Source organism: Amycolatopsis sp. NPDC049253, from assembly GCF_040678995.1.
Taxonomy (GTDB): domain Bacteria; phylum Actinomycetota; class Actinomycetes; order Mycobacteriales; family Pseudonocardiaceae; genus Amycolatopsis.
The window spans coordinates 13,361-39,501 of the sequence record NZ_JBFAQX010000007.1; the positions used below are offsets into that span (position 1 = coordinate 13,361).

At 69.9% G+C, this 26,141-nt stretch carries 26 protein-coding genes; 9 read left to right on the top strand and 17 right to left on the bottom strand.

Going from position 1 to position 26,141, the window contains the following annotated elements; genetic code table 11:
• Nucleotides 1–89 precede the first annotated feature (89 nt).
• Together AB0K15_RS17775 and pcp are read left to right on the top strand one after the other, a co-directional pair.
• Nucleotides 90–1,535, top strand: coding sequence for a M1 family metallopeptidase (locus AB0K15_RS17775; protein WP_364050973.1), 1,446 nt, complete (start codon nt 90–92; stop codon nt 1,533–1,535).
• A gap of 74 nt (nt 1,536–1,609) precedes the next feature.
• Entirely contained in the window at nt 1,610–2,239 is a 630-nt protein-coding gene (pcp, locus tag AB0K15_RS17780) for a pyroglutamyl-peptidase I (RefSeq protein ID WP_364050976.1), read from the top strand.
• Here the strand turns inward: pcp and AB0K15_RS17785 are convergent.
• Both AB0K15_RS17785 and AB0K15_RS17790 read right to left on the bottom strand, forming a co-directional pair.
• Entirely contained in the window at nt 2,217–3,209 is a 993-nt protein-coding gene (locus AB0K15_RS17785; RefSeq protein WP_364050979.1) for a hypothetical protein, read from the bottom strand. The two genes, pcp and AB0K15_RS17785, sit on opposite strands and share 23 nt — an antisense overlap.
• A gap of 65 nt (nt 3,210–3,274) precedes the next feature.
• Entirely contained in the window at nt 3,275–5,821 is a 2,547-nt protein-coding gene (locus tag AB0K15_RS17790) for an ATP-dependent Clp protease ATP-binding subunit (RefSeq protein ID WP_364050981.1), read from the bottom strand.
• 368 nt (nt 5,822–6,189) lie between these two features.
• Here AB0K15_RS17790 and AB0K15_RS17795 point away from each other — a divergent pair, with 368 nt between their 5' ends.
• From AB0K15_RS17795 to AB0K15_RS17805, 3 genes are all read left to right on the top strand, one after another.
• Nucleotides 6,190–7,014: a (2Fe-2S)-binding protein gene (locus tag AB0K15_RS17795; RefSeq protein WP_364050984.1), complete on the top strand. Its 825-nt coding sequence runs from the start codon at nt 6,190–6,192 to the stop codon at nt 7,012–7,014.
• A gap of 823 nt (nt 7,015–7,837) precedes the next feature.
• Nucleotides 7,838–8,059 carry a hypothetical protein gene (locus AB0K15_RS17800; protein WP_364051997.1) on the top strand — a complete coding sequence of 74 codons (222 nt, stop codon included), beginning with the start codon at nt 7,838–7,840 and terminating at the stop codon, nt 8,057–8,059.
• Nucleotides 8,056–8,169 (top strand): hypothetical protein, encoded by a 114-nt coding sequence (locus AB0K15_RS17805; protein WP_364051940.1) that lies wholly within the window; start codon nt 8,056–8,058, stop codon nt 8,167–8,169. The genes AB0K15_RS17800 and AB0K15_RS17805 overlap by 4 nt, the downstream gene beginning before the upstream one ends.
• 178 nt (nt 8,170–8,347) lie before the next feature.
• Here the strand turns inward: AB0K15_RS17805 and AB0K15_RS17810 are convergent, their stop codons facing one another.
• Both AB0K15_RS17810 and lysS read right to left on the bottom strand, forming a co-directional pair.
• Nucleotides 8,348–8,701: an Lsr2 family protein gene (locus tag AB0K15_RS17810; protein ID WP_285971935.1), complete on the bottom strand. Its 354-nt coding sequence runs from the start codon at nt 8,699–8,701 to the stop codon at nt 8,348–8,350.
• Nucleotides 8,702–8,851: 150 nt separating this feature from the next.
• Nucleotides 8,852–10,360: a lysine--tRNA ligase gene (lysS, locus tag AB0K15_RS17815; RefSeq protein ID WP_364050988.1), complete on the bottom strand. Its 1,509-nt coding sequence runs from the start codon at nt 10,358–10,360 to the stop codon at nt 8,852–8,854.
• A 94-nt stretch (nt 10,361–10,454) separates the two neighbouring features.
• Here lysS and AB0K15_RS17820 point away from each other — a divergent pair, with 94 nt between their 5' ends.
• Nucleotides 10,455–11,219 (top strand): class I SAM-dependent methyltransferase, encoded by a 765-nt coding sequence (locus AB0K15_RS17820; RefSeq protein WP_364050991.1) that lies wholly within the window; start codon nt 10,455–10,457, stop codon nt 11,217–11,219.
• Nucleotides 11,220–11,333: 114 nt separating this feature from the next.
• Nucleotides 11,334–11,540 carry an SMR family transporter gene (locus AB0K15_RS17825; RefSeq protein WP_364050994.1) on the top strand — a complete coding sequence of 69 codons (207 nt, stop codon included), beginning with the start codon at nt 11,334–11,336 and terminating at the stop codon, nt 11,538–11,540.
• On the opposite strand, the gene AB0K15_RS17830 is transcribed toward AB0K15_RS17825, so the two are convergent.
• Complete coding sequence (locus AB0K15_RS17830) at nt 11,537–12,397, bottom strand: sigma-70 family RNA polymerase sigma factor (protein ID WP_364050997.1); 861 nt, start codon at nt 12,395–12,397, stop codon at nt 11,537–11,539. The two genes, AB0K15_RS17825 and AB0K15_RS17830, sit on opposite strands and share 4 nt — an antisense overlap.
• 79 nt (nt 12,398–12,476) lie before the next feature.
• Between AB0K15_RS17830 and AB0K15_RS17835 the strand changes: the two genes are divergently transcribed.
• Nucleotides 12,477–13,217, top strand: a complete 741-nt coding sequence (locus AB0K15_RS17835; protein WP_364051000.1) for an NAD(P)H-binding protein — start codon at nt 12,477–12,479, stop codon at nt 13,215–13,217.
• Here AB0K15_RS17835 and AB0K15_RS17840 read toward each other — a convergent pair.
• The 7 genes from AB0K15_RS17840 to AB0K15_RS17870 all read right to left on the bottom strand — a co-directional run bounded on the left by AB0K15_RS17840 (nt 13,214) and on the right by AB0K15_RS17870 (nt 20,289).
• On the bottom strand, nt 13,214–13,987 hold the full coding sequence (locus AB0K15_RS17840) for a type III pantothenate kinase (RefSeq protein ID WP_364051003.1): 774 nt from the start codon (nt 13,985–13,987) through the stop codon (nt 13,214–13,216). The two genes, AB0K15_RS17835 and AB0K15_RS17840, sit on opposite strands and share 4 nt — an antisense overlap.
• Before the next feature lie 55 nt (nt 13,988–14,042).
• The gene (gene panD / locus AB0K15_RS17845) at nt 14,043–14,537 is read right to left on the bottom strand and encodes an aspartate 1-decarboxylase (protein WP_220244802.1); all 495 of its coding nucleotides are present in this window, start codon (nt 14,535–14,537) and stop codon (nt 14,043–14,045) included.
• A gap of 12 nt (nt 14,538–14,549) precedes the next feature.
• Entirely contained in the window at nt 14,550–15,458 is a 909-nt protein-coding gene (panC, locus tag AB0K15_RS17850; protein WP_364051006.1) for a pantoate--beta-alanine ligase, read from the bottom strand.
• Nucleotides 15,455–16,357, bottom strand: coding sequence for a DUF2520 domain-containing protein (locus AB0K15_RS17855; RefSeq protein ID WP_364051009.1), 903 nt, complete (start codon nt 16,355–16,357; stop codon nt 15,455–15,457). The genes panC and AB0K15_RS17855 overlap by 4 nt, the downstream gene beginning before the upstream one ends.
• A 262-nt stretch (nt 16,358–16,619) precedes the next feature.
• Nucleotides 16,620–17,726 carry a PrsW family intramembrane metalloprotease gene (locus tag AB0K15_RS17860; RefSeq protein ID WP_364051943.1) on the bottom strand — a complete coding sequence of 369 codons (1,107 nt, stop codon included), beginning with the start codon at nt 17,724–17,726 and terminating at the stop codon, nt 16,620–16,622.
• A gap of 241 nt (nt 17,727–17,967) precedes the next feature.
• On the bottom strand, nt 17,968–19,758 hold the full coding sequence (locus AB0K15_RS17865; protein WP_364051012.1) for a DUF6779 domain-containing protein: 1,791 nt from the start codon (nt 19,756–19,758) through the stop codon (nt 17,968–17,970).
• A gap of 69 nt (nt 19,759–19,827) precedes the next feature.
• A complete protein-coding gene (locus AB0K15_RS17870) occupies nt 19,828–20,289 on the bottom strand; it encodes a DUF3180 domain-containing protein (RefSeq protein WP_364051015.1) in 462 nt (153 codons plus the stop codon).
• A 61-nt stretch (nt 20,290–20,350) separates the two neighbouring features.
• On the opposite strand from AB0K15_RS17870, the gene AB0K15_RS17875 reads away from it, so the two are divergent.
• Nucleotides 20,351–21,286, top strand: coding sequence for a MerR family transcriptional regulator (locus AB0K15_RS17875; protein ID WP_364051018.1), 936 nt, complete (start codon nt 20,351–20,353; stop codon nt 21,284–21,286).
• A gap of 61 nt (nt 21,287–21,347) precedes the next feature.
• Here the strand turns inward: AB0K15_RS17875 and folK are convergent, their stop codons facing one another.
• Genes folK through ftsH form a run of 5 tightly spaced genes read right to left on the bottom strand, consistent with a single transcriptional unit; the run spans nt 21,348 to nt 26,030 of the window.
• Entirely contained in the window at nt 21,348–21,842 is a 495-nt protein-coding gene (gene folK / locus AB0K15_RS17880; RefSeq protein ID WP_364051021.1) for a 2-amino-4-hydroxy-6-hydroxymethyldihydropteridine diphosphokinase, read from the bottom strand.
• Nucleotides 21,839–22,198 carry a dihydroneopterin aldolase gene (folB, locus tag AB0K15_RS17885; RefSeq protein ID WP_364051024.1) on the bottom strand — a complete coding sequence of 120 codons (360 nt, stop codon included), beginning with the start codon at nt 22,196–22,198 and terminating at the stop codon, nt 21,839–21,841. The genes folK and folB overlap by 4 nt, the downstream gene beginning before the upstream one ends.
• On the bottom strand, nt 22,191–22,997 hold the full coding sequence (gene folP, locus AB0K15_RS17890) for a dihydropteroate synthase (RefSeq protein ID WP_364051027.1): 807 nt from the start codon (nt 22,995–22,997) through the stop codon (nt 22,191–22,193). The genes folB and folP overlap by 8 nt, the downstream gene beginning before the upstream one ends.
• 35 nt (nt 22,998–23,032) lie before the next feature.
• Nucleotides 23,033–23,659, bottom strand: a complete 627-nt coding sequence (folE, locus tag AB0K15_RS17895) for a GTP cyclohydrolase I FolE (protein ID WP_364051030.1) — start codon at nt 23,657–23,659, stop codon at nt 23,033–23,035.
• Nucleotides 23,631–26,030: an ATP-dependent zinc metalloprotease FtsH gene (gene ftsH, locus AB0K15_RS17900; RefSeq protein WP_364051033.1), complete on the bottom strand. Its 2,400-nt coding sequence runs from the start codon at nt 26,028–26,030 to the stop codon at nt 23,631–23,633. The genes folE and ftsH overlap by 29 nt, the downstream gene beginning before the upstream one ends.
• Nucleotides 26,031–26,141: the final 111 nt, after the last annotated feature.

Consider the following 26,141-nt stretch of genomic DNA (forward strand, 5'->3'; position numbering starts at 1 on the left):
TTTCAGGACAAAACACCATCAGTCGCCATCAACAGCCCTTCGCGGCGATACGTTGCAAACGGTTTCCCGAGCAGCAGACAGGAGCGTTCATGAGACTGCAGCACCGCTGGCGTCGCCCGGCAGTAACGGTCGTCGCCACGCTGGCCGCGCTGAGCCTGGGCGGCGGCATCGCCTCCGCGGGGCAGGACGGGTACGGCTGGGGCACACCGGGTGCCGACGGAGCCGGCGACAGCTACTACCCGCAGGACGGCAACGGCGGCTACGACGTCGCCGACTACGACCTCGCCGTGACCTACGCGCCGGACAGCCACCAGCTGACCGGCGTGCAGACGATCAGCGCACGGGCCACCCAGACGCTGAGCTCGTTCAACCTCGACCTCAACGGCCTCACCGTCGACTCGGTGAAGGTCAACGGCCTCAAGGCCAAGTTCACCCGCAGCGGCGACCACGAGCTCACGATCACGCCGCTGCTCCCGCTGCTGCGCGGCCTGCCGTTCCGCACCGTGATCACCTACCACGGCGTGCCCGCCCCGATCAGCGACCCGTCGCTGGGCAACAACGGCTGGCAGTACGCCAAGACCGGCGGCGCCTTCGTCGCCGGCGAGCCGAAGTCGGCCAGCACGTGGTACCCGGTGAACGACACCCCGCGCGACAAGGCGACCTTCCACCTCGCCATCACCGTCCCGAACGACTGGGGCGTGATCGCGAACGGCCGTGAGCTGGGCACGCACAAGACGGCGAAGGGCACCACGCACACGTGGGCCGAGACCACGCCCGCCGCGCCGTACATGACCACGGTCGCCATCGACAAGTGGACGTTCGACAAGCGCAAGCGCAAGGACGGCACGCCGATCGTCAGCGCGTTCGCGCCCGGCACGCCCGATTCGACCAAGCAGGCCGACGCGCGGCTGCCGGAGATCCTCGACTTCCTGGAGTCGAAGTTCGGCAAGTACCCCGTGGACGCCGCCGGCGGCATCTACCTGGCCGAGCCCATCGGGTTCTCGCTGGAGACCCTGAGCCGGCCGATCTACTCCGGCCGCGCGGGCAACGTCGACACGATCGTGCACGAGAACGCCCACCAGTGGTACGGCGACACCGTGGCCGTGGACCACTGGAAGGACGTCTGCCTCAACGAGTGCTTCGCCTCCTACGCCGAATGGCTGTGGGACGAGGCCAAGAACGGCGTGAACCTCGACGACCAGTACCGGCAGCAGGTCGCCACGGCGTCCGACCGGTTCTGGAACGGCAAGCTCTACGACATGGGCCCGGGCAACGAGTTCACCTACGTGTACTCCAAGGGCCCGGTCGCGCTGCACGCCCTGAGCAAGTACATGGGCGAGGCCGCGTTCGACAAGGTGCTCAAGACGTGGAACTCGTTGCACCGCAACGGCAACGCGAGCATGCAGGAGTTCCAGAAGTACTGCGAATCCGTGTCGCACAAGGATCTGCAGGGCTTCTTCGACGCCTGGATCTACGGCTCCGGCAAGCCGTCCGACCAGTACCTCTACCCGGGGGACCTCAAGCCCGCCGCGTGATTTCTGTACCGTTTCGTGAAGGCCTCCCCGGCCTGCCCGGGGAGGCCTTCACGGCGTTCGGAGGGAGATTCGGCATGACGGTGTTGCTCACGGGGTTCGCGCCGTTCGGTGGGTCGGCGACGAACCCGTCGTGGCAGGCGGCACAGCTGGTGGCCGCGCGGCGGGACGACGTGGTCGCGGTGCAGCTGCCGGTGGAGTTCGGCGCGTCGCTGACGGCCTTGCGCGCGGCGATCGAGCAGCACCGGCCGAGTCTGGTGGTGTGTGCGGGAGAAGCGGGCGGGCGCAGCGCGGTCACGCCGGAGCGGGTGGCGATCAACCTGATCGACGCGCGGATTCCCGACAACGCCGGCGACCAGCCCGTCGACGTGCCGGTGATCGCGGACGGCCCGGCGGCGTACTTCACCACGTTGCCGGTCAAGGCGGCGGTGGCGGCGATCCAGGCGAAGGGTGTGCCGGCGGCGGTGTCGCACACGGCGGGAACCTATGTGTGCAACCAGGTCTTCTACGGCCTGATGCATTTGCTCGCCCACGAGTTCCCTTCCCTGCGAGGCGGATTCGTCCACGTGCCGTCGGCGCCGGAGCAGGTCGGGGCGGACCGGCCGGCGCTCGCCGTGCAGCAGTCGGCGGAAGCGCTGGACGCCGTGATCACGACCGCGCTGACCACCGCGGACGACCTCGCCGTCAGCGCCGGAACATTGAACTGAGGCTCGGGAACGGCGCCTCGCGGTCCGCGCGAAGCCGGTCGTAGAAGTCGGTGAACTCCACGGCCGTCTTCGCGTGCCGCGCGACCACCGACGCCACGGGTTCCGGCAGCGGCAGCTCCCCGGCGGCCGCGCGGCGGACCGCGGCGACGCGCTCGGCCCGGTCCCAGGTGCCGCAGACCTCCGTGACCAGCCACTGCGTCAGGTGCATGGCCAGATACGCCTCATCGTGCGCGACATTCGCCTCGGCGAACGCGCGTTCCTCGGCACCCAGGTCGAACCTCGTGGCGAAGGCGAGGCCGAAGTCGGTCAGGTAGACCCGCTCGCCGTCGGTGAGGAAGTTGCCGAAGTGGGTGTCGAAGTGCAGCACGCCTTGTGCGCGAAGGAAAGCGGCCGTCTCGAACACCTGCTGTTCCACGTGCTCCGCCTGGTCGAGGTGCGAGGGCAGCCAGGCGTGCAGCGTCGTCGGGAAGTACTCGCAGAACAGCACCACGCTCGCCTCGGCCGCCTCCAGCTCCTCCAGCCGCCGGCGTACGGCGGCTGAACCGCCCCAGTACTCGACGTCCTCTTCGAGCGGGCGATCGGGAACCCGGTTGGCTCGCAGCGGCAGCACGCGCCAGTGGTGCAGCAGCGGGAAGTACTCGCACTCACCGCCGAGCACCCAGCCGGTGGCCATGACGTGCAGCGCCAGCTCCCGCCACGCCGAGCCCTCCGGCGAGCCGAGGCCGTAGTGGCAGAACACGGGCAGGTCGTGGAGATTGGCTGTGGAGTGCGGATGCCGGAGTTCGAGCTCCGTCAGCGGCACCCGTTTCGCGAACACCGGAATGCCGTCGACGTCGAGCCGCGCGCCCGTGCCGCCGATGCCTTCGGACACCACCTCGGCGGCCGCGAGCCGTTCGGTCAGCTGCCGGTCGCTCAGCAGCGCCAACGCCGTGGCCACGCGCAGGTGGTCCGTGAGCCGTGAGTCCCCCATGGACTCGACAATACGGAGAAGGGCGGCTCCCCGTGGGGAACCGCCCTTCTCAGCTCGTCATGCGATCAGTCGTTCTCGGTGTCGTGCTCCGAGGCGCCGATGCTGACCGGCGGCGCGTCCGGAACCGAGGACGGGCGCCGCTCACCGCGGAAGGTGAAGTGCGCTTCGTCGTCGCGGTCCTCGGGGTTGCCGCTCCAGCCCTCGACGTCGACCAGGATGATCTGGCCGGGCTCGACCTCGCCGAACAGGATCTTCTCCGACAGCTGGTCCTCGATCTCGCGCTGGATCGTGCGACGCAGCGGCCGGGCGCCGAGCACGGGGTCGAAGCCACGCTTGGCCAGCAGAGCCTTGGCCTTGGCGGTGAGCTCGAGCTCCATGTCCTTCGCCTTGAGCTGCGTCTCCACGCGCCCGATCATCAGGTCGACCATCTGGATGATCTGTTCCTGCGTGAGCTGGTGGAACACGATGATGTCGTCGATACGGTTCAGGAACTCAGGCCGGAAATGCTTCTTCATTTCCTCGTTGACCTTCTGCTTCATCTTCTCGTAGCGGTTCGTGACGTCCGCTCCGGAAGAGAAGCCGAGGCTCACGGACTTCGAGATGTCCGAGGTGCCCAGGTTCGAGGTGAAGATCAGGACCGTGTTCTTGAAGTCGACCGTGCGACCCTGGCCGTCGGTGAGGCGGCCGTCTTCGAGCACCTGCAGGAGGGTGTTGTAGATCTCCTGGTGCGCCTTCTCGATCTCGTCGAAGAGCACCACCGAGAACGGCTTGCGCCGCACCTTCTCGGTCAGCTGCCCGCCCTCTTCGTAGCCGACGTAGCCCGGAGGGGCACCGAACAGCCGCGAAGCGGTGTAGCGGTCGTGGAACTCACCCATGTCGATCTGGATGAGCGCGTCGTCCTCGCCGAACAGGAACGAGGCCAGCGCCTTCGACAGCTCGGTCTTACCGACACCGGACGGGCCGGCGAAGATGAACGAGCCCGACGGGCGCTTCGGGTCCTTCAGACCGGCGCGCGTACGGCGGATCGCCTGGGAGACGGCCTTGACCGCGTCCTCCTGGCCGATGATGCGCTTGTGGAGCTCTTCCTCCATGCGCAGCAGCCGGGTGGTCTCCTCCTCGGTGAGCTTGAACACCGGGATGCCGGTCCAGTTGGCCAGCACCTCCGCGATCTGCTCGTCGTCCACCTCGGCGACGACGTCGAGGTCGCCGTCCTTCCACTGCTTCTCGCGCTCGCCCTTCTGGCCGAGGAGGGTCTTCTCCTCGTCACGCAGGCGGGCGGCCCGCTCGAAGTCCTGCGCGTCGATCGCGGACTCCTTGTCGCGGCGGACGTCGGCGATCTTCTCGTCGAACTCGCGCAGGTCCGGCGGCGCGGTCATGCGGCGGATGCGCATGCGGGCGCCGGCCTCGTCGATGAGGTCGATGGCCTTGTCCGGCAGGAACCGGTCGTTGATGTAGCGGTCGGCCAGCGTGGCGGCCGCGACCAGCGCCGAGTCGGTGATCGAGACGCGGTGGTGCGCCTCGTACCGGTCGCGCAGGCCCTTGAGGATCTCGATGGTGTGCTCGAGCGACGGCTCGCCGACCTGGATCGGCTGGAAGCGGCGCTCCAGCGCGGCGTCCTTCTCGATGTACTTGCGGTACTCCTCGAGCGTGGTCGCACCGATCGTCTGCAGCTCACCGCGGGCCAGCATCGGCTTCAGGATCGAAGCCGCGTCGATGGCACCCTCGGCGGCACCTGCGCCGACGAGCGTGTGGAGCTCGTCGATGAACAGGATGATGTCGCCGCGGGTCTTGATCTCCTTGAGCACCTTCTTCAGGCGCTCTTCGAAGTCACCGCGGTAGCGGGAGCCGGCGACCAGGGAGCCCAGGTCCAGCGTGTAGAGCTGCTTGTCCTTGAGCGTCTCGGGCACCTCGCCCTTGACGATGCTCTGCGCCAGGCCCTCGACGACGGCGGTCTTGCCGACGCCCGGCTCGCCGATGAGCACCGGGTTGTTCTTGGTGCGGCGGGACAGCACCTGCATGACCCGCTCGATCTCCTTGCCGCGCCCGATGACCGGGTCGAGCTTGCCCTCGCGGGCGAGCACGGTCATGTTGCGACCGAACTGGTCGAGCACCAGCGACGACGACGGGGTGCCCTCGCCGCGGCCCGAGCCGCTCTCGGTGGACTTCTCGCCGGTCTGGTAACCCGAGAGAAGCTGCAGCACCTGCTGGCGCACCCGGTTGAGGTCCGCGCCGAGCTTGACGAGCACCTGTGCGGCGACGCCCTCACCCTCGCGGATCAGGCCGAGCAGGATGTGCTCGGTACCGATGTAGTTGTGGCCGAGCTGCAGCGCTTCGCGCAGCGACAGCTCAAGCACCTTCTTGGCCCGAGGCGTGAACGGGATGTGCCCGCTCGGCGCCTGCTGACCCTGGCCGATGATCTCTTCGACCTGCTGGCGCACTCCCTCGAGGGCAATGCCCAGCGACTCGAGCGCCTTGGCGGCGACACCCTCACCCTCGTGGATCAGACCCAGGAGGATGTGCTCGGTGCCGATGTAGTTGTGGTTGAGCATCCGGGCCTCTTCTTGGGCCAGGACGACCACCCGCCTCGCGCGGTCGGTGAACCTCTCAAACATGCGCACTCCCTCGACTGCTGCGTCGGCGGCCCGTTCCCGCCACGGATTTCACCCGCGACGGACAGCACCGTGAGACCACTGTAGTAGCCAAGCGGTCGCGCTTGCGTACCACTACGGCTTGCGGTGGCCTTTTGGCACCCGGCCGGTGACCGCTCCGGTCACCATCCAACATCCGGTTGCCCTGCACTTTTACCTCTTGTCGAACGTACGGGCCCGCGTTCGGATTCCGCTCGCACCCCCCTGTCCGCTCAGCGCGAACACATCCGGGAGCTGGCCGTTTCCACCAGGTGGGCACCCGATTGGCGCAACCGCGAAACCTCTGTAAGGTTAGGCACGCCTAATCAGTTCGGCCGGTGAGGAGGGCCGCGGTGAACCAGCAGCGGTCTTCCAGAGGCTGCACCGGCGTCGGCGACGGCCTCGCCAGTTCGCTCGTGCGAGTCGGGGGGCTGCACGAGCGCGGTGAGCTGCGGCGAGACGTCCCGACCGGGTGGTTCCACTGCGCCGAGCTGCTCGAACACCCCGAGCTTTTCACCGAATGGCGTGAACGGCTGGAAAAGTGGCTTCTCCACAACCACGGCGCCGCACCCGAGCGCACGGCCGCGAGTTACGTGATGTCGTGGTACCTGCACGTGCCCGCGTACGTCGGCGCGCTGCTGCTGCACCACGAACGCCGCGTGCCGTCGCTCAAACCCGAGCAGCTCGCCTTCGGCCTCGGCGACGACCGTCCGCACCCCGAGGGCATGGCCGTGCTGGGCGACAGCTTCTGCTGCCTGCCCACCGACCCCGGCTCCGCGCGACCCGAGGCCACGGTCGTGGCCGACGAACGCGCACTGGCCGGCGTGCTGCGCGCCCAGTTCGTGGCGCACGCCACACGCTTCGTCCGCGCGTACGCGCCCAGTAGCCGGCTGGGCCGCCGCATGTTGTGGGCCGCGGCCACCGACGCGCTGGACAACTCGCTGTGGTGGGCCGGCCGACGCGGCGGGACACCGGACGCGGAAGGCGCCGGGGTCGCCGACGCCGCGTTGGTGCTGGACGACCGGTACCGCCCGCTGACCTCCGCCTCCACCTTGCGCATGGCCGTGGACGCCGAAGGGCACCGCGCCTGGGAACGCCGGCGGGAGAGCTGCTGCTTCTCCTACCTGCTGCCGGGCGAGGCCGAGTGCGCGGAATGCCCGCGCGCCTGCTCGCGGTAGGGAGAGGACGAGGTCGGGCTGGTCGCGGTTTGCGCGCGGTAAGCCCACTCGGCCGGGGTCGGGTGGCCCCAAGTGGCTCCACCGGCCGGCTCGACTCAGCCACGGCCGCGGCCCGGCGCCGGCGGGCGCGAGTCGCGCGGGCCGGCGCGGGTAAGGCCGGCTCGGCCGCGCCAACGCGCGTCAGCGATACGGACACGACTCACCCGGTCCAGCCGTGGCCTGGCCCACATCACCTGCGCAGTGACCGGTTCCGCTGCGCAGAACGCGCCGCCGCGGCGCCAGCCTCCAGGACCGACTTGCCCCGATGTCGGCCCGCCTCCTCATCCGGACCGCCGACGCCGCGCCACCCGGCCGAATCCGCCCTCACCGCCACGCGCGATTCGCGCTCATTTCGCCCACCCGATGCGCCATGACCTCGCCACACCTGCGTTGTCCACATCCACGCCGAGTTGTGGACACCACGCCCCCGAAACGCCTGGCCGGGGTTTCTGCCGGTGATCGCCGATTGAATGGACTCGGGGACGGCCCCCTCGGGAGCTTTCAGTGGTTCGCTGCGTGGCGATGACCTCGAGAGCAGACCGGCCGGACATCGCAGGCGCACTTGACCGTCCTCCCCAGTACGTGCGATGTGCCCGGCCGAGCCGCAGCCCGTTCGCTCGCCGACGGGAGAGGTGGGTGCGGTTCCGGCCGGGGCGCTTGCGCCCGTTCCTCGGCGCGCCCACGCGAATCGTCGCGCGCCGATCCGCACCGCTGGGGGGACGTCTTCGGCAGCGGCGGCACCGAAGCGGCCGAATCGGCGCGAAATGCGAGTGACGATCAGGAAATGATCACTGCAATCGACAACTTGCCGATCGCAAAGCACTCGGCTCTTCCGCCCGCCGCGCGGACGGCCGCCGCGGCGGTGGAAACAATCGCGGAGGATGCGGAAATCACGTGCGTCGATCAACTCGCCGCGAGTGCCGGCTTGTCCGCACGTGCGCTTCAGCGGCTCTCCAAGAACACGCCGGCTGCACGCCCAAGTGGGCGATCCGGATATACCGCCTGAACGACGCCGCGCGCAACCTCGCCGACGCCGGTCGTCCCGATTTCGCGGACCTGGCCACGCGGCTCGGCTATCGCGATCAACCGCACTTCACCGTGATTTCCGCGCGGTGACCAGAACCTCGCCCGGCGAGTTCGCCCGTTCGGCCCGCCGTGCCGACGCAGAACGAGCGTTCTTGAACACTGCGCCGCGGTGAACACAAGCCGACCCGGCACAAGCGACCGGACAGAAACCGGACAAGCAAAACGGCCGCCGGAAAATATCCCGGCGGCCGCCTCCTCGTTGTGCCCCTCAGTTCTTCTGGTGGTAGGCCTCCACGACCTCCGACGGGATCCGTCCCCGGTCGGAAACCGCGAAACCGTTCTTGCGCGCCCAGGCGCGAATGGCCTGGTTCTGCTCGCGGTCGACCGTGGCCGGGCGAGCCGAGGCCTTCGCACCCGCGACCGGGCGCAACGCGGCGCGCTTGCGGCCACCGGCACGACGGGCGTGCTCCACGTACTGGGCCAGTGCGTCGCGCAGCTCTTCGGCGTTTTCCGAGGACAGGTCGATCTGGTAGGTCACACCGTCCAAACCGAACTCGACGGTCTCTTCGGCCTCACTGCCGTCGAGGTCGTCAACCAGGGAGACGAGCACCTTCTGTGCCATCTGATTCCTCCTGCGGGGCTTACGCGAATGATCTGGTTACGGGGCGAGCCCCGGGACAGAAGTCTTTGTCACTCACATTAATACCCGCTCATCCGGCCGCATGCAAATCTCGTTTGAGATAAACCCGGCCGGTTCCTACCGACGGGTGGGTTATTCCGGCCGTACGAGGGGGAAGAGGATCGTCTCCCGGATACCGAGACCGGTCAGCGCCATGAGCAGCCGGTCGATCCCCATTCCGACGCCACCGCTCGGCGGCATTCCGTACTCCAGGGCGCGAAGGAAATCCTCGTCGAGACGCATGGCCTCACTATCACCCTGTGCCGCCAGGAGGGACTGTTCGGTGAGGCGCTGCCGCTCCACGACCGGATCCACCAGCTCGGAGTAACCCGTGGCGAGTTCGAAACCGCGCACGTAGAGGTCCCACTTCTCCGCGACCCCGGCCCGGCTCCGGTGTTGCCTGGTCAGCGGGGATGTCTCAAGGGGAAAATCACGCACAAATGTGGGTGCGGAGAGATCGTCGCCGACGAGGTGTTCCCACAGTTCTTCGACAAGTTTGCCGTGGCCGAGCTTCGGGTCCACCTCGATCTCGCGCGCCGCGGCGATCTTGTGCAACCGCTCGGCGGGAGTCTCGGGTGATACTTCTTCGCCCAATGCCTCCGACAGCGACTCGTACATGCCGAGCGTCGTCCATTCGCCGGAAAGGTCGTACTCCGATCCGTCGACGAGGGTGACGACCTGGGTGCCCAGCACGTTCTCCGCGGCCTCCTGGATGAGTTCGCGGGTCATCACGGCATTCGTGTCGTACGTGGCGTAGGCCTCGTAGTACTCCAGCATCGCGAACTCAGGCGAGTGCGAGGAGTCGCTGCCCTCGTTGCGGAAGTTGCGGTTGATCTCGAAAACCTTCTCGATCCCGCCGACCACGCAGCGCTTGAGGTAGAGCTCCGGCGCGATCCGCAGGTACAGCTCGAGGTCGAACGCATTCGAATGCGTCACGAATGGCCTGGCCGCGGCGCCGCCGTGCAGCGTCTGCAGCATCGGCGTCTCCACCTCGGTGAATCCACGCCGGTGGAACGACTCGCGCAGCGAGCGCACCACGCCGGCGCGAGTACGCACGACATCGCGGGCCCGATCGCGCAGAATCAAGTCGACATAACGCTGCCGGATTCGCGTTTCCTCGGCAAGGTCGGAGTGCGTGTTGGGCAGCGGCCGCAGCGCCTTCGACGTGAGCTGCCACTTGTCGGCCATCACGGAAAGCTCACCGCGCTTGGAAGTGATCACCTCGCCGGAGACGAATACGTGGTCACCGAGATCGACATCGCTCTTCCACGACGCGAGCGACTCCGCACCGACCTTCGCGAGACTGAGCATCGCCTGCAGTTCCGTGCCGTCACCCTCACGAAGAGTGGCGAAACACAGTTTGCCCGTATTGCGCAGAAACATCACCCGGCCGGTGACGCCGACCGTCTGACCAGTGGTGGTGTCGGGGGCGAGATCTGTGTGCGCGGCCCGGATCTCGGCAAGCGAGTGGGTGCGGGGAACCTCTACGGGGTAAGGATCGACACCCTCCGCGATTATCCGGTCGCGCTTGTCCCGGCGCACCCGCATCTGTTCGGGCAGGTCGTCTTCGGGCAGCGCGTCGGGCGCGGGGAATTCGGTCATGGCCCATAGCGTACGAACCCGCTGGTCGGCGACGCCAACCGGATTACCCTTCGAGGCACCGGCGCGGCCTTTTCCCGTATTAGTCTCGGTTCTCGTGACCGATCCCACGTATGACCAGGAACTCCACGCCCGCCGCGCCTCGTCGTTCGGCGGCCACGCCGCCGCCTACGCCGAGCACCGGCCCGACTACCCGCAGGCCGCCGTGGAATGGGGGCTCGCCGGCGCCACCCACGACGCGCGCGACGTGCTCGACCTCGCCGCCGGCACCGGAAAGCTCACGCAGGGGCTGGTCGACCTCGGCCTCACCGTGACCGCGGTGGAGCCCGACGAGGGCATGCTCGCCCAGCTGTCCAAGCTCCTGCCGGACACCACGGCGCTCACGGGCAAGGCCGAGGACATCCCGCTGGCCGACGAGTCCGTCGACGCGGTGTTCATCGGGCAGGCGCTGCACTGGTTCGATCTGGAGCCCGCGTTCGCGGAGATCCACCGCGTCCTGCGCCCGGGCGGGGTCGTCGTGGCGCTGTGGAACCACGACGATCTGACGGTGCAGTGGGTGGTCGAGTTCGCGAAGATCGTGCGCACGGGTGTGAGCCGCGTGTTCCGCGACGAGAACGAGGGCCTGTCGGCCACCGGCTTCGAGCCGTTCGAAGACCGCGAGTTCCCGCACACGCACCGCCGCACGATCGACACGCTGCTCGCGACCGTCGCCACGCACTCCAACTTCCTGGTCGCCGACCCGGCCGAACGCGACGCGGCCCTGGCTGCCGCTCGTGAGTTCCTCCTGGCGGTGCCGGACGCGGGTGCGGGCGAATTCGACTACCCGCTGGTGACAACGGTGTTCCGCGCGCGCAAGAGCTGAACCACGACGCGAGATCGCGCGCCCCGGCGGAGCCGGGGCCGAAGACACCGCGTCGTACCCGGTCAGGACAAGACGGCGCAGTGGATCTCCACCTCACTGCGGAAGGTTCTGATCGTGGCTTGGCTCGTTCTTGTCGTCGCGGGTGTCCTCGAAACCGCCTGGGCGGCCCTCGGCACCGGTTACGCGGTGTGGGTCGGCATCGGCGCTGTGGAGACCGCCGTCTACGGCATCTTCGCCCTCCACGACCCCGCGACGATCGGCCGCATCGCGTGCCTGATCCTGATCGTCGCCGGGGTCGTGGGGTTGAAGGTGCTGCACTAGAAGACTGAAATCTCCAACGCACGCAGCCGCTCGGGGTCGCCGACGACGTCGATGGCCGTGATGCGGTCGCCGTCGAAGGTGAACGTGAGCACGACCTCGAGGCGGCCGCGCGGCGCGAGCACGAGGGCGGGCGCGCCGTCGACCAGCGCCACCTGCGTGTCCCGCGCCCGTTCCGAAGCGAGCAGCGCGCCCTTGCTCACGCTGCGGACGCCCCGCAGCACGACGGGCGCCGGAGCTCCCGAGACGGCGGCGTCGGCCTGGAGCACCACGTCGGGGTCGAGCAGCTGCAGCAGCGCCTCGAAGTCGCCGCCGCGCGCCGCCGCCAGGTAGGCCTCGACGGCCCGGCGGCTGCGCTCGACGTCGGCCGTCGGCTGTTCGCCCCGGACCCGGCGCCGGGCTCGGCTGGCGATCTGGCGCACGGCCGCCGGGGTGCGGTCGAGCATCACGGCGATGTCCTCGAACGGCACGGCGAACATGTCGTGCAGCACGAACGCGATGCGCTCGGCCGGCCCCAGCGAGTCGAGCACGACCAGCAGCGCGAGCCCGACCGAGTCGGCGAGCTGCGCTTCCGCTTCGAGGTCGAAGTCGTCACCGCGTTCGAAGACCTGCGCGTCGAGCGAGTCCTCCCGCCGGCGTTCGCGCGTGCGCAGCTGGTTGAGGCACTGGCGCGAGACGACCGTGGTGAGCCAGGCGGGCAGGCTCTCGATCTCGCGCGAGTCCACGCCGTCGAGCCGCAGCCAGGCTTCCTGCACGGCGTCCTCGGCTTCGCTCAGCGAGCCCAGCATCCGGTACGCGACCGAGCGCAGCCGCGGCCGGTTCTCCTCGAACTGCTGCGCCAACCAGGCCTTTTCGTCCACGTGTCACATTCCTCCGTCGCGCGGGTTCACCGAAGTACACACCGACAATCCCGGTCAGGTGACCGGAACGGAGGAAGAAATGAGCACGATCCTCGTCACCGGCGGCACCGGCACGCTCGGCACCCTCGTGACCCCGCTGCTGCGGGACGCGAAGCTGCGCATTCTGAGCCGCCACGCACCCGCCGACTCCGCCGACCACGTCACCTGCGACCTGCTCAGCGGCGAAGGGCTGGAAGCCGCGGTCGACGGCGTGGACGTGGTGCTGCACCTGGCCGGCGGCCCGAAGGGCGACGACGTGGCCACCGCGAACCTGGTGAACGCCGCTGAACGCGCGGGCGTCGGCCATTTCGTGTTCATCTCGGTGATCGCCGCCGACCGCGTGCCGCTGGGCTACTTCACGCGCAAGTTCGAGGCGGAGAAGACCGTGATCGCCTCGGGTCTGCCGTGGACGATCCTGCGCGCCGCCCAGTTCCACGGCTTCTGCCTCGACGCGGTGCGCGCCGCCGCGAAACTGCCCGTCGTCCCCTTGCCGGGCGGCATGCGGTTCCAGCCGGTGGACGCCCGCGACGTCGCGGCCCGCCTCGCCGGACTGACCCTCGGCGCGCCTGCCGGCCGCGTCGCCGACCTGGCGGGCCCGAAGGTCTACCCCCTGCGTGAGCTCGTGGAGGATTACCTGCGGGCCAACGGAAAGCGCCGGCCCAAGCTGCCCGTCCGGCTGCCGGGCAAGGCCGGCCGCGCCTACCGCGCGGGCGACAACCTCAATCTCGACGCGGAAACCGGCACCCGCACCTGGGAAGAATTCCTGGCGCCGTCGAACTAGCGCACATTGCGTTCGTACACCAACCGCAATCCCAGCAACGTCAGATCGGGGACGTGTTCCTTGATCGTCTCCGATTCGCCGATCACCAACGGCGCGAGGCCGCCGGTCGCGATCACCGCGACCGGCTCGGTTTCCTCGCTCCGCAGCTCGCGCACGATGCGTTTGACGAGGCCGTCGACCTGGCCCGCGAAGCCGTAGAGAATACCGGACTGCAGGCATTCCACGGTGTTCTTCCCGATCACCGACCGCGGCCGCACGAGCTCCACCTTGCGCAACGCGGCGGCGCGAGCCGCGAGGGCGTCCACGGAGATGTCGATGCCGGGGGCGAACGCGCCGCCGAGGAACTCGCCCTTGGCGGAGATGGCGTCGACGTTCGTGGACGTGCCGAAGTCGACCACCACGCACGCGGTGGCGTGCAGGTGGTGGGCGGCGAGCGTGTTCACGAGCCGGTCGGCGCCCACCTCCTTGGGGTTGTCCACAAGGAGCGGCACGCCGGTGCGCACGCCGGGCTCCACCACGATCTTCGGCAGCCGCGGGTAGTAACGCCCGAGCATCACCCGCAGTTCACGCAGCACGGCGGGCACTGTGGACAGTGCGCTGATGCCGGTGATCGCGTCGGCGTGCGGGCCGAGCAGGCCGCGCATGGTGAGCGCGAGCTCGTCGGCGGTCATGCGCGCGTCGGTGCGCATGCGCCAGTCGCCGACGAGCCGCTGTCCCTCGTACAGGCCGAGGACGATGTTGGTGTTGCCGACGTCGACGGTGAGCAGCAACGCGGACTTCCTTTACTGCGGCCCGGTTTCGCCGCCGACTCGGTGGGTTGGGAGCTCAGCTTTCCGCGTGCAGCAACGCGTCGAGCCGGCGCGCGTCGGCGGTTTCGGCCACCGGGAAGGCGATCGTGTCCTCCTCCGGCAGGGTGACGGTGCCGCTCAGCAGCCCCGACCCCTCCGGCGCGTGGGCCGGGTCGGTCCCGCGCTCGACGATCTGGTTGTCCTCGTCGACGAAGATCACCCGCGGCTCGTAGTTCAGCGCCTCCACGCTGTCCATCTGGCCGTAGGAGATGAGGATGACGAGGTCACCGGGGTGCACCAGGTGCGCCGCGGCGCCGTTGATGCCGAGCACGCCGCTGCCGCGCTCGCCCTTGATCACGTAGGTCTCGAGCCGGGCCCCGTTCGTGACGTCCACAATGGACACCTGTTCGCCCGGCAGGAGGTCGGCGGCCTCCATCAGGTCCTCGTCGACGGTCACCGACCCCACGTAGTGCAGATCCGCCTGCGTCACGGTCGCCCGGTGGATCTTCGACTTCAGCATCGTGCGGTACATCGTGGACTCTCCCTATTCCCCTGCGTCCGGATCCACGCTCGGATGGTCCACAGCCCGTCCGAGCAGCACTCCCACGTTGTCGATCAGCCGGGTGCTCCCCACCCGGGCGGCGATCAACAGCCGTGCCTCACCGTCGACGGGCGCCGGCCCGAGATCGGTTCCCCTCAGCTCCAGGTAGTCCACCTCCACCTGCGGACGCTCGGCGAGCGTCCGGCGAGCCATGTCCAGCACCGCTTCGGCCCCGTCACGGCCGACGTGCGCCCCCGCGGTCAGCGCCGCGGAAAGCACCACGGCGTCCTCCCGCTGCTCCGGCGTGAGGTACACGTTGCGGGAAGACAGCGCGAGCCCGTCGCGCTCGCGGACCGTCGGCACCCCGATCACGCGGGTGTCGATGTTCAGGTCGGCCACCATCTTCTTGATCAGCACCAGCTGCTGGTAGTCCTTCTCCCCGAAGAAGGCGTAGTCCGGGCGCAGCAGGTTGAACAGCTTCGCGACGACCGTGAGCACCCCGGTGAAGTGCCCGGGCCGGGCGGCGCCCTCCAGCTCGTCGCCGAGCGGGCCGGGGTGCACGGTGACCATCGCGTTCTCGGAGTACAGGTCGCTCGCCTTCGGCGTGAAGGCCAGCTCGACGCCGGCTTCGCCCAGCGTCGCGAGGTCCTCCTCCATGCGCCGCGGGTACGCCTCGAAGTCCTCGCCCGCGCCGAACTGCAGCGGGTTCACGAAGATCGACGCGGCCACGATCGTGTTCGGCAGGCGCTTCGCGCGGCGCATCAGCTCGCGGTGGCCGGCGTGCAGCGCGCCCATCGTGGGCACGAGCGCCACCTTGTGGCCGACGCTGCGCAGCGCGCGCGTCACCTGGCTGATGTGCTCGGGCGGCTGGTACGCGTTGAGCGTGGCGCGCTGGAACTTCGGTGTGGTCACGGGGTCTGCCCTTCGGCGGGGTCGTCGAGGAGGTCGGTCAGCTCGGCGGCGGTCGCCGCGTCGAGCAGGCCGGCGGCGTGGGACCGCTCGGCTGTGCGCCGGGCCAGTGCCCGGTAGGCCGGGGCGATCGCCGGTTCCGAGTCCGAGAGCACGGTGAGGTGCTTGCGGACGGTGCCGAGATCACCACGTGCCACCGGGCCGGTGAGGGCGCGGTCGCCGTGGCGCAGCACATTATCCAGTGCGGCCGACAGCAGTGGTGCGACGAGTCGTTCCGAATGCCCGATTCCGGCTTCGCGCAGCAGCTCCGTGCAGTCGGCGACGAGCGTCATCAGGTGGTTGGCGCCGTGCGAGAGCGCCGCGTGGTACAGCGCGCGGGCGGCCTCCGGGATGCGCACCGGCTCGGCACCCATCTCCACGGCCAGCGCCTCGCCGACGTTCCAGGCCACCTCGTCGTCGGGCGCCGCGGTGACGCCGATGCTGGCGGTGCTGAGACGTTCCAGGTCTTCGGCACGGCCCGTGAACGTGAGCACGGGGTGCAGCGCGAGCGCCAGCGCGCCGGCCTCGGCGGCCGGCTTCAGCACGTCGACGCCGTGGGCACCGGAGGTGTGGACGACGATCTGGCCGGGCCGCAGCGACTCCGTCGCGACGAGCCCGCGGACCATGCCTTCCAGCGCGTCGTCGGGCAGCGCGAGCAGCACCAGGTCGGCGCGGCGGACGACCTCGTCGGGCGGCAGCAGGGGGACGTCGGGCAGCAGGCGTTCGGCCCGCGCCAGCGACTCGACCGAAAGGCCGGAGGCGGCGACGACCGTGTGGCCGGCCCTGGCCAGTGCGGCGCCGAGAACACTGCCCACCCGGCCGGCCGAGACCACGCCCACCGCGAGGCGGGCCGGTCGGTTCATGGCGTGCGCCTGTGGACGCTCATGGCTCGAAACTCCTTGGCTCGTTCCAGTCCCGCTCTTCCGGCGCGGGTACCAGACGACGGCGCGAGAGTAGCCCCGTCGCGTCCGGATCGCGGAGCTCTGGTGACGAGCTTCACCCGGTCGTTCAATCGCGGAAGTAATTTAATCGCGCCTCGGGGATCTGTGCGGCGGAGGGCCGCCACACCCCCGCTGAGCACGGGTTTTTCGGCTCGATCGAGCTACCCCGCCGGGGGGATGACGATCATCGCGGCTCGCCCGTGGTGGCGAGGCGCACGGCGTCGGCGCGCGCTGCTTTCAAGGTGCGCAGCAGCTCGTCCTGACGCTGCTGGTCCTCTTCGCTGCGGATCCTGTTGCGCCCCAGGAACGCCAGCTCGGAAACGCTCGCCTGGTACAGCCCGACCGCCCGCGCCGCCGCCCTGCCGGACTCGCGTCGGGCCTGTCTGCGCCACGCGCGGCGGCCCGAGAGACTCGCCAGCAGGCTGACCTCCGACTTCGCGATCCACCGGTCGGCCACCATTCTCGGCAACGCGGCCGCCACGATCCGTTGTTCGCGCCGTCGTTGCAGCACGATCACGTAGACCACGCCGATGAACAACGGCACCATGATCAGGAAGTACACGGTGAGGAACGCCTTCGAGCCGCCGAGCGTGGCCGCGCTGTTCCACAGCGCGTGGAGGCAAACGCCCGCGAGATACCCGGCCAGCGGCGCGACGACCCGCAGCCACCGCTGCCGCGTGCGCGCCGCCACTCCGAAACCGATGCCCGCCATCACGGCGAACAACGGATGCGTGAACGGCGACAGCACGCCACGCAGGAAAAACGCGGCGAGCACGCCCGCGTTGGCGCCGTTGCCGAAGCCGTACTCGGCGAACGCGCGGCCGAAGTAGTAGATGTTCTCCGTGAACGCGAAGCCGGCCGCCGAGAACCCCGCGTAGACGATTCCGTCGACCACCCCGTCGAACTCCGCGCTGCGGCGCCAGAAGATGAGCAGCACGAAGGCGTCCTTCGCCGCTTCTTCCACCAGCGGAGCGGAGATGAGCGCGCTGATCTTGGAGCCGTTCCCGCTGCCGAGCAGGATGTCGCCCACGGCCTCGGCGCCACTGTTGATGACCAGCGCGGTGATCGTCGCGATGCACGCGCCCCACGCGAAGGCCAGCAACAGCAACTTCGCGGGCTCCGGCTCCCACCGGTCCACCCACAGGAATCCCGCGACCACCACCGCGACCGGCACGAGTGCCGCCAGCACCCCGATCGCCACCGCCCCCACGCCGACGCGCGCCGTGGCCAGCCCGAACAGGAACAGGCCGCACAACGCCACGACGATCAACCCGACCACGGGCAACAACACCGTGACCCGACGCGGAAGGCGAGCACCGGGTCTCGCCGCTGAGCCCTTCGTGGTGGGGAGGGTTCCGTTCACGAGCGGTCACCATACGGGGGTGAGGTGTGTGGTGCTGGCTGTGGCTCTTTGAGGCCGCGCATTTCTTGTCGCGCCTGGCGAGTCCGGCCGAGAATCGATGATCACCTGCCACCGTGGAAAAGCAAAACCCCCGGCCATCAGACCGGGGGTTTCCGCTTTTCCGGGAGCTTCAGTCCTCTGCTCGACGACGACGGCGCGGCGCCGATTCGGCCGCGCCGTTGGCGGCCAGGAGTTCCGTGACCGACCGGCCCGCCGCGTGGGAGCCGCTCGCGGGAGCGGCTTCGGCGGAGCGGCGGCCACGGGACGGGGTGTCCTCCGGGGCGTCCACGGGAGGCACGTTGCGACGGCTCTGCGAAGCCCGCTCGGTGACCATGCCTTCCCACGCGGGTGGCTCACCGTCAGGGCGACGGCGGCGGCCGCTGCCGGGCGTTTCGGCAGGCTCGTCGTCGGAGCGACGGCGGCGGCCGCCGGAGGTCTTGGCGACGGTGCTGCGGACCGACTCCGGCAAGGTCGGGTTGACCGGCTCCTCGGGTTCCTCACCCGGGTTCGAGTGAGCGCCGTGCCGCGTCGAGGGCGCGGAGTCGGCCAGGGGCGACAGGTCCGTGCGCGAGAACTGCTCCAGGCGCGAAGGCTTGCGCTGGCCCGGTTCCGCGGGCGAGGGCTCCGGAGCCTCCGGCACGGGCGGGAGGTCGGTGCGCGAAGCGGTGGCCTCGCGGGGCTTCGGCGGGGTGTCGCCGGAGGAGCGGCGGCGCTCGCCGAAGTCGGCGGACGCGTCCCACGCCGGCTTCCAGGCGGCCGTGGACTCACCGGTCGGCGGGTCCTGGCGGCTCACGCGGGGCAGGTCAGGCCGGGACACCTCGGCGTGCGAGACCGGGGGCTCGACACGGTTCAGGTCGGGTCGCGACGCCTCGGCCCGCGACACCGGCGGCTCGACGCGACGCAGCTCCGGCCGTGACGCCTCGGCACGCGAAACGGGCGGCTCCACCCGGCGCATGCCCGGGCGCGACACCTCGGCCCGCGGCACCTGGCGCGTTTCCTCGAGCGACTCGGGCTTCGCGACCGGCGCGACGGTGCGCGTCGGCTGCGACTCGGCCGCGGCGGCCTGACGACGCGCGGCTTCGGCGCGCAGCTCGGCGGCCTTCACGGCGCGCGCGGCGGCCGATTCGGGCTCGGGCTGGGACGCCGGCTGCGGAGCCGGCTTCGGCCGGTTCTGCTTCGGCCGTGCGAGCTGCTGCGTGCGCTGGGTGTTCAGCGAAGCGGGCGGCTTGCCGTTCGGACCCTGGCCCTGGCCGGGACCGTGCTGACCCGGCTGGCCCGAGCCGTTGGCCGGCTTGCGCCGCCGGTCGGTGCCGGGGGTGTCGAGCACGCGGTCCATCAGCTCGGTGGGCCGGTCGTTGCTGACCTCGACCACCGGCTTCTTCGGCGCCATCAGCTGCGCGGGCTTCTTGCCGTTGCCGTTCTTGGACTCCGAGCCGGCCGACACGAGCCGCTGGTCGTCGTTGAGCGAGCGCATGCGCGTGGCCTGCGCGGTGAGCGCGACGCGTTCCAGCAGCACCTCGCCGCCGAACAGCGACTGCAAGCTCTCGCGCAGCGCCGACACCTCGGCGCGCAACGCGTCGAGCTCCTCGCGCGACTTGGCCTCCGCGGCCTCCCTCGTCTCGGCTTCGATCTCCAGCTCGTACTCACGCCGAGCCGCGATCTCGCGTTCCAGTTCCAGTTCGTATACCGCCTGCGCCTCGGCGACCGCGTCCTCGCTGTGCGCCGCGTGCTTGCGATACCTCACGGCGAGGAAGGCGCCGATCAAGGCGGCCCAAAGGGCTGCGACGATTCCCAGCCGGAGGAACCGGAGGTCGTCGCTGAGCACCAGTGCGAGAGTGGCTCCGATGGCGAGGACGAATCCGACGACGAGCCACGGCCTGCCCAGAAGGCGGCCGCGCGAGTCGTCACCCACGCCGGTCATGACAGACACCGTACCGTCTAGTGATCCGAACGAGACCTAGTCGGTACTTCGAGCGGCAGGATCTGGTCGTTAACCGGTCGTCGGACGGTTGTCCTGCCGCTCGTCGCCGGGAGGGGTCCGGCAGGAGTACTCGAGCCACAAAGCCGCAGCTACGAGCATTGCGGAGCACACCGCGCCGACCACCGCGGCACGGGTGTCGAAGACGCTGGCGACGAGTTCGTCACGTCGGGGAAAAACATACGCGAACGCCGCCAGCCAACCCCCTGTCATGAAGGATCCGGCCAACGAGGACGCCTTCGCGAGCGCTACTGAGCGTGCAATACCGATCGACGCCGTCACCCGTCCGGCCTTGATTCTCGACCTGATCGTGTAAGCCATGATCGCCTCGATCACAGCGAGTACAGCGAACGTGACTCCTGCCAGTGTCGGGAGTCGGGGCAGGTCACCGTAGGCGAGCTGGAAGACGACGTAGACCAGGACGAGGCCGAGGACCCCGGCCACCACCAGCTCACGGGGCCGGGTGAAGTGCATGGGGTCTACCGTACCGAGAGGACTTGACCCTCCAGTGACTGGAGACTCCACCATGCGTCGTGTGGGTGCCACCGCGGTCTTCACGATCGGCGAGCTGTCCCGGCGGACGGGACTGCCGGTCAAGACCATCCGCTTCTACTCCGACGAGGGCCTGCTCCCGCCCACGGAGCGCACCGACGCCGGCTACCGGCTGTACGACGCGCACGCGCTCGCCCGGCTGGAGCTGGTGCGGACGCTGCGTGAGCTGGGGCTGGGCCTCGCCGACGTCGCTCGCGCCCTGGAGCGCGAGTCGTCGGTGCGCGACCTGGCCGTGCGCCACGTCGAGGCCCTCGACGAGCAGATCCGCAGGCTCCGGCTGCGCCGGGCCGTGCTGCGGGCGGTGGCGAAACGCGATTCCGAACTGGAGGAAGTGAAGCTGATGAACCGCCTCGCACAGATGTCCGACGAAGAGCGCAAGCGCCTCGTCGACGAGTTCTGGGCCGAGATGACCGAGGGCCTCGACGTGGACCCCGAGTTCTACGAGCGCATGGGCTCGGCCAAGCCCGAGCTGCCGGACGACCCGTCGCCCGAGCAGCTGGAGGCCTGGCTGGAGTTCGCCGAGCTCGTGCAGGACCCGGAGTTCCGCCGCCTGATCCGCGGCATGAGCGAACGCCACGCAGCCGACCGCGACGCCGGCGCGTCCACCGAGGTCACGCAGGCCCAGCGCGACCGCTGGATCGCCTGGTCCGCCGACGCCCGCGCCGCCCTCGACGCGGGCCTGGACGTGGACTCGCCGGAGGGCCGCGCCCTGGCCACGGCCATCGCGGTCGCCTCGGCCGGCCCGGACGACGACCCGGCGGACCCCGCGTTCCGCCGCGCCCTGGCCGACAAGTTCGCGGCCGGCGGCGACGCGCGGGCCGAGCGTTACTGGCAGTTACTGGCGATCATCAACGGCTGGCCGCCGATCCCGAGCGCCCAGCCCGAGGTCGGCTTCATCCTGGCGGCGCTGCGTGCCTGAGTGTGTGCGCTCGTGAGTGCGTTACCGCCGAATCGGTGAACGGCCGGTGAACGGCGCCGAGTCACCGAAGCCGCAGGTCCGGCCGGAGGACGACACCCGCCGTGTCCTCCTCCGGCCGGGCCCGCAGGAGATCCGCGACGGGGCCGTGGCCGAGCAGGACCGCGTCCGGCTCGATTTCCAGCCACGGGATCAGCACGCTCGCGCGGTCCGGCGTGCCGGGGTGCGGCAGGAGCAGGCGGGGGTCGTCGGACGTCACGGCGTCGACGGTCACCACGTCGACGTCCAGCGTCCGCGGGCCCCAGCGCAGCTCGCGGACGCGGCCGGCCGCCTGCTCCGCGGCCTGGGCCGTGGCGAGCCAGGCCCAGTGGTCACGCGCGGGGTCGTCGACGAGGCACACGGCGTTGAGGAAGTCGGGCTGGTCCTCGACGCCCCACGGCTTCGTCTCGTACACGCTCGATACGGCCACCAGCGCCGGCCCGACGGTGTCCAGCGCGAGGCGCAGGTACGCCAGCCGGTCACCGAGGTTGGAGCCGAGCGAGAGGACGGCGCGGCTCACCGCTCGCGCCGGACGGTGACCGCGACGTCGTCGAACGTCAGCGGGATCGGCGCGGACGGCTTGTGCACCGTGACCTCGACGGCGCTGAGCCGCGAGTCGCGCATGACCTCGTCGGCGATCTTGCCCGCGACGCTCTCGATGAGGTCGTACGGCTCGCCCGCCACGATCCCGGCGGCCAGCTCGGCGAGCTCGCCGTAGTGCAGCGTCTTGGTCAGGTCGTCGGACGCGGCGGCCGGCCCGAGGTCCAGCCACGCGGTGACGTCGACGACGAACTCCTGCCCGTCGCGCTTCTCGTGCTCGAACACGCCGTGGCGGCCGAACACCCGCAGCCCGGTCAACGTGATGCGATCAGCCATCGGCCCGCCCCTTCCGCCACGCGGCCGCGACGGCGACCGCGTCGAGCGACGCGCCCACCTCGTGCACGCGCACTCCCCACGCCCCGGCCGCGGCGGCCAGGGCGGAAATCGCGGCGGTGGCGTTCTCGCGCCCGTCCGGCGGCCGCGGCTCACCATCCTTTTCGGCCAGCAGCCGCCCGAGGAACCGTTTGCGCGAAGCTCCGACGAGCACCGGGAAACCCAGTGACAGCACTGAATCCAGGCCGTGCAGCAGCGCCCAGTCGTGCTCGGCGTGCTTCGCGAACCCGAGCCCGGGGTCGAGCACGATCGCGCTTTCGTCCACACCGGCGGCGAGCGCATCGTCCACTCTGGACTGAAGCTCGCTGCGCACCTCGGCCACGACGTCGGTGTACGTCGCGAGCTTGGTCATGTCCTTGCTGTGGCCCCGCCAGTGCATCAGGACCCACGGCACGCGGCACTGCGCGGCGACGCGCCCCATGTTCGGGTCGGCGAGCCCGCCGGACACGTCGTTGATCACCCGCGCCCCCGCCTCGACGGCCGCCTCCGCGACGGAAGCCCGCGTCGTGTCCACGGACAGCGCGACGCCTTCGGACGCCAGCTGCCGGATCACGGGCAGCACCCGCGCGGCCTCGGTCTCCGCGTCCACGCGCAATGCCCCCGGGCGCGTCGACTCGCCGCCGACGTCGATGAGGTCCGCCCCGCGCGCCCACATGTCGCGCGCGTGCTCCAGCGCCTGGTCGAGGTCGAGGTAGCGGCCGCCGTCGGAGAACGAATCGGGCGTCACGTTCAGCACGCCCATCACGGCGCACCGTCCGGGCCGGGGCAGGCCCGAGATCACGGACGCCGCCCCTTGATCAGCTCGATCGCCTCCGCGCGTGACGTCGCCGAGGTCCTCATCAGCCCCCGCACCGCCGACGTCACCGTCAGCGAGCCCGGCTTGCGGATCCCGCGCATCGACATGCAGAGGTGCTCGGCCTCCATCACCACGATGACGCCGCGCGGCTCCAGCTTGCGGTCCAGCGCGTCGGCGACCTGCGACGTCAGGCGCTCCTGGACCTGCGGCCGCTTCGCGTAGAGGTCGACGAGCCGGGCGAGCTTGGACAGCCCGGTGACCTTGCCGTTGGCGTTGGGGATGTATCCGACGTGGGCCACGCCGTGGAACGGCAGCAGGTGGTGCTCGCAGTTCGAGTACATCGGGATGTCCGTGACGAGCACGAGCTCCTCGTGCGATTCGTCGAACGTCTTCGCGAGCACTTCGTCCGGGTCGAGATACAGCCCGCCGAACATCTCGCGGTAGGCGCGGGCCACGCGGGCCGGCGTGTCACGCAGGCCGTCGCGGTCGGGGTCCTCGCCGCAGGCCAGCAGGAGTTCCCGGACAGCGCGCTCCGCCCGGTCCTGGTCGAAGACCGGGACCGGGCGGAGGCCGTCGTTGCTAGTGCTTGTCTGGTCCGTCCACGTCACGCCGCTGCTGCCCCTCGTCCGGCTGCTGGCCGTTCGCGCCGTCGGCGAACCAGCCCTGCTCACGCGGACGGTCTTCGGCTGGGCGCCACGGCTGGCTGCCGGGGGACGTCGCCGGGGTCCAGCCCGGAGGCGCCCCGTAGTTGGGCGGACCGCTCTGCGTACCGCTCGGGCCACCCGGGTAGTAGCCCCCTGCCGGACCGCCCGGCTGCTGACCACCATACGACTGAGGCCAGCGCCCGGTGCCGTTCGGCCCACCGTTCGGACGGCCGCCGTTGGGTGGCGGGGCGTACGGGTTGGCGTTCGGGTCCGGCGGCGTCGGCGGTGCGTACGGCGGGCCACCGGGGAGGTCACCCGCGCCCGCGGCGGTGCCGACGGGCGTCGGCTCCGGCTGCAGGACCGGCTTCTCCTTCTCCGGCGGCGGCCACGGCTCGCCGCGCTCCATCGCCAGCTCGCCCGGGGTCTTGATGGGCGGCTTGTCCGACGGGGTGCGCTCGCCGAACTCGTTGAAGACAGTGATGTGCGGGCGCTTCTCGACGGTCGCGAAGATCCGCTCGAGGTCCTTGCGCTGCAGCGTCTCCTTCTCGAGCAGCTCCAGCACCAGGTTGTCGAGCACGTCGCGGTAGGTGTTGAGCACGTGCCACGCCTCGGTGTGCGCCGTCTCGATGAGCTTGCGCACCTCCTCGTCGATCTCGTGCGCCACCTCGAGCGAGTAGTCGGCCTGCCGGCCCGCGGAGCGGCCCAGGAACGGGTCGCCCTGCTCCTGGCCGTACTTCACGGCGCCGAGCCGCGCGCTCATGCCGTACTCGGTGACCATGGAGCGGGCGATCTTCGTGGCCTGCTCGATGTCGGAGGAGGCTCCGGTGGTGGGCTCGTGGAACACGAGCTCCTCCGCCGTGCGGCCGCCCATCGCGAACACCAGGCGGCCGATCATCTCCGACCGGGTCATCAGCTGCTTGTCATCCTCCGGCACGAGCAGGGCGTGACCGCCGGTGCGCCCGCGCGGGAGGATCGTGAGCTTGTACACGGGCTCGATGTCCGGCATCGCCCACGCGGCGAGCGCGTGCCCGCCCTCGTGGTAGGCCGTGATCTTCTTCTCCTTCTCGGAGATGATCCGGCTCTTGCGCGCCGGGCCGCCGACCACGCGGTCGACCGACTCCTCGAGCGCGATGTCGGTGATCACGTGCCCGTTCTGGCGGGCGGTGAGCAGCGCGGCCTCGTTCAGCACGTTGGCCAGGTCCGCACCCGACATGCCGACGGTGCGCTTGGCCAGGCTCGTGAGGTCCACGCCCTGCGCGATCGGCTTGCCCTTGGCGTGCACCTCGAGGATCGCCTTGCGGCCGCGCAGGTCCGGCGCCGACACGGGGATCTGGCGGTCGAACCGGCCCGGGCGCAGCAGCGCCGGGTCGAGGATGTCGGGCCGGTTGGTGGCCGCGATCAGGATGATGCCGCCGCGGGCGTCGAAGCCGTCCATCTCGACGAGGAGCTGGTTCAGCGTCTGCTCGCGCTCGTCGTGCCCGCCGCCGAGGCCGGCACCGCGCTGGCGGCCCACCGCGTCGATCTCGTCGACGAAGATGATGCAGGGCGCGTTCTGCTTGGCCTGCTCGAACAGGTCGCGGACGCGGGAAGCACCCACACCGACGAACATCTCGACGAAGTCGGAACCGGAGATCGTGTAGAACGGCACGCCCGCCTCGCCGGCGACGGCCCGCGCGAGCAGCGTCTTACCGGTACCGGGCGGCCCGTAGAGCAGCACGCCCTTCGGGATCTTCGCTCCGAGTGCCTGGTAGCGCGCCGGGTTCTGCAGGAAGTCCTTGATCTCGTACAGCTCTTCGACAGCTTCGTCCGCGCCCGCCACGTCACCGAACGTCGTCTTCGGCATGTCCTTGTTCAGCTGCTTGGCCTTGGACTTGCCGAAGTTGAGGACGCGGTTGCCGCCGCCCTGCGCGTTGTTCATCATCCACATGAGCAGGCCCAGGACGAGGGCCAGCGGGATGGCGAAGATGAGGATCTGCGTCAGGATGCTCTGCTGGGTGACCTTGGTGTCGAACTTGACCGGCTGCTTGTCGAACCTCGCGGAGTTCAGCTCGTTGTAGATGTCCTGAGCCGCGTTCGCCGGGTACTGCGCGACGATCTGGTCGGTCTGGGTGCCGTTGACGTCGATCTTCTGGGACAAGGACAGCTTGACCTGCTGTTCCTTGTCCTCGATGCTGGCTTCCTTGACGTGGCCCGCATCGATCTGTGCGTTCGCCACGGAGATCGGAGCCTGGGTGTAGCCACGATCGCTGTCGAAGATCGTGTTGTAGGCGAACAACGCCAGCAACCCTGCGACGATCCACAGCAGTGGGTTCCTGAGCACGCTCTTCCGGTTCATACGACTCGGCCCTTGCGGCCTCGACCCTCCCTGGTTGGGCGGCTCCTGTGATACCCGCCATCACGATCTTGACAACCCGTGTTGCCCGGGCCAGTCCCACCAGGGTACCGC